The sequence below is a fragment of the Kitasatospora sp. NPDC059088 genome (assembly GCF_042738155.1).
In the GTDB taxonomy this organism is placed as follows: Bacteria; Actinomycetota; Actinomycetes; order Streptomycetales; family Streptomycetaceae; genus Kitasatospora.
Genome location: NZ_JBHYGR010000132.1, coordinates 1 through 4,902 on the forward strand (window position 1 = coordinate 1; position 4,902 = coordinate 4,902).

Below are 4,902 nucleotides of genomic sequence, written 5' to 3' on the forward strand. Positions count from 1 at the left end.
CCCCTAGCCCCCCGGACGCCCCTTCGCTCCCCCACGGGGCCTTCCGGCGTTTCCCCGTGAGCCTGGACGGGGAGAGCCGGGCCGCCCGCCGGAGCGGACGGCCCGGTCCCGGGCTCAGCGGCCGCGCAGCGCGCGGTAGCGGGCCACCAGCGCGGCGGTGGAGCTGTCCAGCTGCCCGCCGCCCTCACCGGTGAGCAGCACCGGCTCGATCCGCTTGGCGAGCACCTTGCCCAGCTCGACGCCCCACTGGTCGAAGGAGTCGATGTTCCAGATCGCGCCCTGGACGAACACCTTGTGCTCGTACAGCGCGACCAGCTGGCCGAGCACCGACGGGGTCAGCTCGGCGGCCAGGATGGTGGTGGTCGGGTGGTTGCCCTTGAAGGTCTTGTGCGGGACGAGCTCGGCCGGCACGCCCTCGGCGGCGACCTCCTCCGGGGTCTTGCCGAAGGCCAGCGCCTGGGTCTGGGCGAAGAAGTTGGCCAGCAGCAGGTCGTGCTGGGCGGCCAGGCGGTCGGGCAGGTCGGCGACGGGGCGGGCGAAGCCGATGAAGTCGGCCGGGACCACCTTGGTGCCCTGGTGCAGCAGCTGGTAGTAGGCGTGCTGGCCGTTGGTGCCGGGGGTGCCCCAGACCACCGGGCCGGTCTGCCAGCCGACCGGGGTGCCGTCGCGGGTCACCGACTTGCCGTTGGACTCCATGTCCAGCTGCTGGAGGTAGGCGGTGAACTTGGACAGGTAGTGCGAGTACGGCAGCACCGCGTGCGCCTGGGCGTCGAAGAACGCGCCGTACCAGACGCCCAGCAGGCCGAGCAGCAGCGGGACGTTCTGCTCCGGCGCGGCGGTGCGGAAGTGCTCGTCGACCAGGTGGAAGCCGTCCAGCATCTCGCGGAAGGCGTCCGGGCCGATGGCGATCATCAGCGAGAGGCCGATCGCCGAGTCGTAGGAGTAGCGGCCGCCGACCCAGTCCCAGAACTCGAACATGTTGGCCGTGTCGATGCCGAAGTCCTGCACGCCCTGGGCGTTGGTGGACAGCGCGACGAAGTGCTTGGCCACCGCCTCGGTGCCGGCGCCAAGGCCGTCGAGCAGCCAGCCGCGGGCGGAGATCGCGTTGGTGATGGTCTCGATGGTGGTGAAGGTCTTCGAGGCCACGATGAACAGCGTCTCGGCCGGGTCGAGGTCCCGGACCGCCTCGTGCAGGTCGGCGCCGTCCACGTTGGAGACGAAGCGGACCGCCAGGTCGCGCCTGCCGAAGGAGCGCAGCACCTCGTAGGCCATCGCCGGGCCGAGGTCGGAGCCGCCGATGCCGATGTTGACCACGGTGCGGATGGGCTTGCCGGTGTGGCCCTTCCACTCGCCGCTGCGGACCCGGTCGGCGAAGGCGGCCATCTTGTCCAGGACGGCGTGCACCGCGGGGACGACGTTCACGCCGTCCACCTCGACGACGGCGCCGCGCGGGGCGCGCAGCGCGGTGTGCAGGACGGCCCGCTGCTCGGTGATGTTGATCTTCTCGCCGCGGAACATGGCGTCCCGCAGCTCGGCGACGCCGGTGGCGGCGGCGAGCTCGCGCAGCAGCTCCAGCGTCTCGTCGGTGACCAGGTGCTTGGCGTAGTCCACGTGCAGGTCGCCGACCTGGAGCGTGTGGGTGCGGCCGCGCTCGGGGTCGGCGGCGAACAGCTCGCGCAGGTGGGTCTCGCCCAGCTCGGCCCGGTGCTTGGCCAGGGCGGCCCACTGCGGGGTGCGGTCGAGCGGGGTGCGGGCGTCGGCGCGGGTCTCCGACATCGGTGGGTCCTCGATTCATCTGGGTGCAGAAACCGGCAGGGCCAGGCGTGGGGCCGGTCGTCGTCGAGCGGCTTCGCGAGGTTGCGGCGGTACGGGTGGTGCGCCGACTCCGTTGACGGCCTGCCCGGGTTCAGCCTATGCAACTCCGGCGGGGGTGGTGCACATTCCGGCCGGTCGGGGGCCGTGCCGCCGGGCGGCCGGACTGCCCGTCACTTCCGTTGCGCCCGCCGCTCGCGGTGCGTTCACTTCCGCTCGGAGCGCAGGTCCAGTCCGCGCAGCACGTGGTCCACCAGCTCCGGGTCGGCGCCGAGTTCGCTGCGGGCGACCAGCATCTCGCGGCGGGAGGCGGCGATCATCTCCTGCTCGACCTCGGCGGCGGCCCGCCACTGGGCGATCCGCTGCTTCGCCTCGGCGGCCTCCTCCTCGGCGTAGTTCTCCGGGCAGAGCCGGGCCAGCCGGTCGTGCTGACGGTCCCGCAGCCGGTCGGCGACCTCGGCCGGCAGCCTGTCCTGCTCCTCCAGTTCGCCGAGCCGCTCCAGCCCGGCCTTGGCGGCGCGCCACCACAGCCGGCGCACAGCCTGTTCGTGCGCGTCCTGGTCGATGTCCAGCTGGAGCCGCTTGGCCAGCCAGGGCAGGGTCAGGCCCTGCACCAGCAGGGTGAACAGCACCACGCTGAACGCGATGAACACCAGTCGGCCGCGCTCCGGGAAGTCGGCGCCGGAGTGCAGGGTGAGCGGGATGGCCAGGGCCAGGGCGACGGTGGCCACCCCGCGCATGCCGGACCACCAGAGCACCACGCTCTCCCTCCAGCTGAACGGGGTGTCCTCCTCGTTGTTCTTGCGCAGCTTCTTCGACAGCCAGCCGGCCGGCAGCAGCCAGAGCAGCCGGACCGCCACCACGACCGCGATGACCACCGCGGCGTCGCCGAGGAAGCCGGTCCAGCCGCGGCCGGCCTCCTTGAGCACGGTGGCCAGCTCCAGGCCGATCAGGCCGAAGGCGACGCCGGTGATCAGGATCTCGACCACCTCCCAGAAGGCGTTGCCGACCAGCCGGTAGGCGACGGCGTCCGCGTCGGAGGCCCGCTCGGCGAGGTAGAGCGCGCAGATCACCACGGCGAGCACGCCGGAGCCGTGGATCTCCTCCGCGACGGTGTAGGCGGCGAAGGGCACCAGCAGGTTGAGCGCGACCTGCTGGGTCGGGTCGTCCAGGCGGTCGGCGAGCTTGGCGTTCACCCAGCCCAGCACCACGCCGACGACCACCGCGAGCACGGCGGACAGCACGAAGCGCAGCGCCGCGTGGCCGACCGAGAAGTCGCCGCTGACCACGGCCTCGATGGCGAGCGAGTAGACGACGATCGCGGTGACGTCGTTGAACAGGCCCTCGCTCTCCAGGATCGCCACCAGCCGGCGCGGCAGGCCGATGCTGCCGGCCACCGCGACGGCGGCCACCGGGTCGGGCGGGGAGACCAGCGCGCCGACCGCGATCGCGGCGGCGAGCGGCAGCGCGGGCAGCAGCCAGTGCACGGTGCCGGCCACCGCGACGGTGGTGACCACCACCAGGGCGACGGCCAGCAGCAGGATCGAGCGGGCGTTGGCCTTGAAGTAGCGGACGCTGGAGCGCCGGGCGACGGCGAAGATCAGCGGCGGCAGGACCAGCGGGAGGATCAGCTCGGGCTCGATCTTGACGTCCGGGATCTGCGGGACGATCGCCATGACGATGCCGAGCAGGGTCATCAGGACCGGTTGCGGCACGCCCGTCTTGCGGGCGAGTGGCATGGTCACCACGGAGGCGAGCAGCACCAGGAAGAACAGGGGCAGCTGGCCCACGGGGAGGTTCCTCTCGACGACGGTTCGGCGACGGTTCGGCGACGGACGGCTGAGCGCCGCCCAGGATAAATCTGACAATGCGCCCATTCGCGGGGACACGCCGGACGGACCCTTGACCTCAAGCGCACTTCACGTCCGAGGATCGGGACGTTCGAGCAGCGGATCGGCCAGTGCCGGCGAGAGGAGCACCCCATGAAGGCGGTCACCGTACCGAGGTCCGGCGGTCCCGAGGTCCTGCGGGTCACCGGGGTGGCGGACCCGGAACCCGGCCCGGGAGAGGTCCGGGTGCGGGTGTACGCCGCCGCGGTCCAGCCGGTGGACCTCGCGATCCGGGAGGGCTTCCGCCCGCCGGGGCTGGTGGCCGCGGAGCCGTTCGTCCTGGGCAACGAGTTCGCCGGGGTGGTGGACCGGCTCGGGCCGGGCGCCGGGCCGTGGCGGGTCGGCGACGAGGTGCTGGGCTTCCGGGTGCTGGGCTGCCAGGCCGAGCTGGTCACGGTGGACGCCGGCCAGCTGGTGGCCAAGCCCGCCGGGATGCCCTGGGAGCAGGCCGGCGCGCTCTCCGCCTCCGGGCAGACCGCGCACGTGGCGCTCGACCTGCTCGGGGTCGGCCCCGGGGAGACCGTGCTGGTGCACGGCGCCTCCGGCGGGGTGGGCACCGTCGCCGTCCAGCTCGCCCGCGCGCTGGGCGCCACCGTGGTCGGCACCGCGAGCGAGCGCAACCACGCCTACCTGCGCGGACTGGGCGCGATCCCGGTCGAGTACGGCGAGGGGCTGGTCGAGCGGGTCCGGGCGGTCGCACCGCAGGGGGTGGACGCGGCCTTCGACGCGGCCGGGCGGGGCGCGCTGGCCGCCTCCGTCGAGCTGGTCGCCGACCGGGCCCGGATCGGCACCGTGGTCGACTACCCGGAGGCCGAGCGGCTGGGCGTCCGGGGGCTGCGCGGGCCGCGCACCGCCGAGCGGCTGGCCGAGCTGGTCCGGCTGTGGGAGGCGGGCGGGCTGCGGCTGGAGATCGCCGAGACGCTGCCGCTGGAGAAGGCCGCCGAGGCGCACCGGCTGGTCGCCACCGGGCACGTCCGCGGCAAGGTGGTGCTGACCGCCTGAGGGCCTCCGGGCCGATTGTGTGTTTCGGCCGCTGACCAGGTAATGTTCTCCACGTCAGCAGGCGCCGCTAGCTCAGTTGGTTAGAGCAGCTGACTCTTAATCAGCGGGTCCGGGGTTCGAGTCCCTGGCGGCGCACAGACAGGGGGGGGGGGGCGCGGGGGGGGGGGGGGGCGGGGTGGGGGTCGGGGGGGGGCAGCGC

3 protein-coding genes and 1 tRNA gene are annotated in these 4,902 nt (G+C 73.3%); 2 read left to right on the top strand and 2 right to left on the bottom strand.

Going from position 1 to position 4,902, the window contains the following annotated elements:
* Positions 1-114: 114 nt before the first annotated feature.
* A complete protein-coding gene (pgi, locus tag ACFWXO_RS37280) occupies positions 115-1,776 on the bottom strand; it encodes a glucose-6-phosphate isomerase (protein ID WP_380529780.1) in 1,662 nt (553 codons plus the stop codon).
* Between the two features lie 242 nt (positions 1,777-2,018).
* Entirely contained in the window at positions 2,019-3,602 is a 1,584-nt protein-coding gene (locus ACFWXO_RS37285) for a Na+/H+ antiporter (protein ID WP_375883333.1), read from the bottom strand.
* A gap of 192 nt (positions 3,603-3,794) precedes the next feature.
* On the opposite strand from ACFWXO_RS37285, the gene ACFWXO_RS37290 reads away from it, so the two are divergent.
* Positions 3,795-4,703: an NADP-dependent oxidoreductase gene (locus tag ACFWXO_RS37290; protein ID WP_380529782.1), complete on the top strand. Its 909-nt coding sequence runs from the start codon at positions 3,795-3,797 to the stop codon at positions 4,701-4,703.
* A 61-nt stretch (positions 4,704-4,764) separates the two neighbouring features.
* Positions 4,765-4,838, top strand: a tRNA-Lys gene (locus ACFWXO_RS37295).
* Positions 4,839-4,902: the final 64 nt, after the last annotated feature.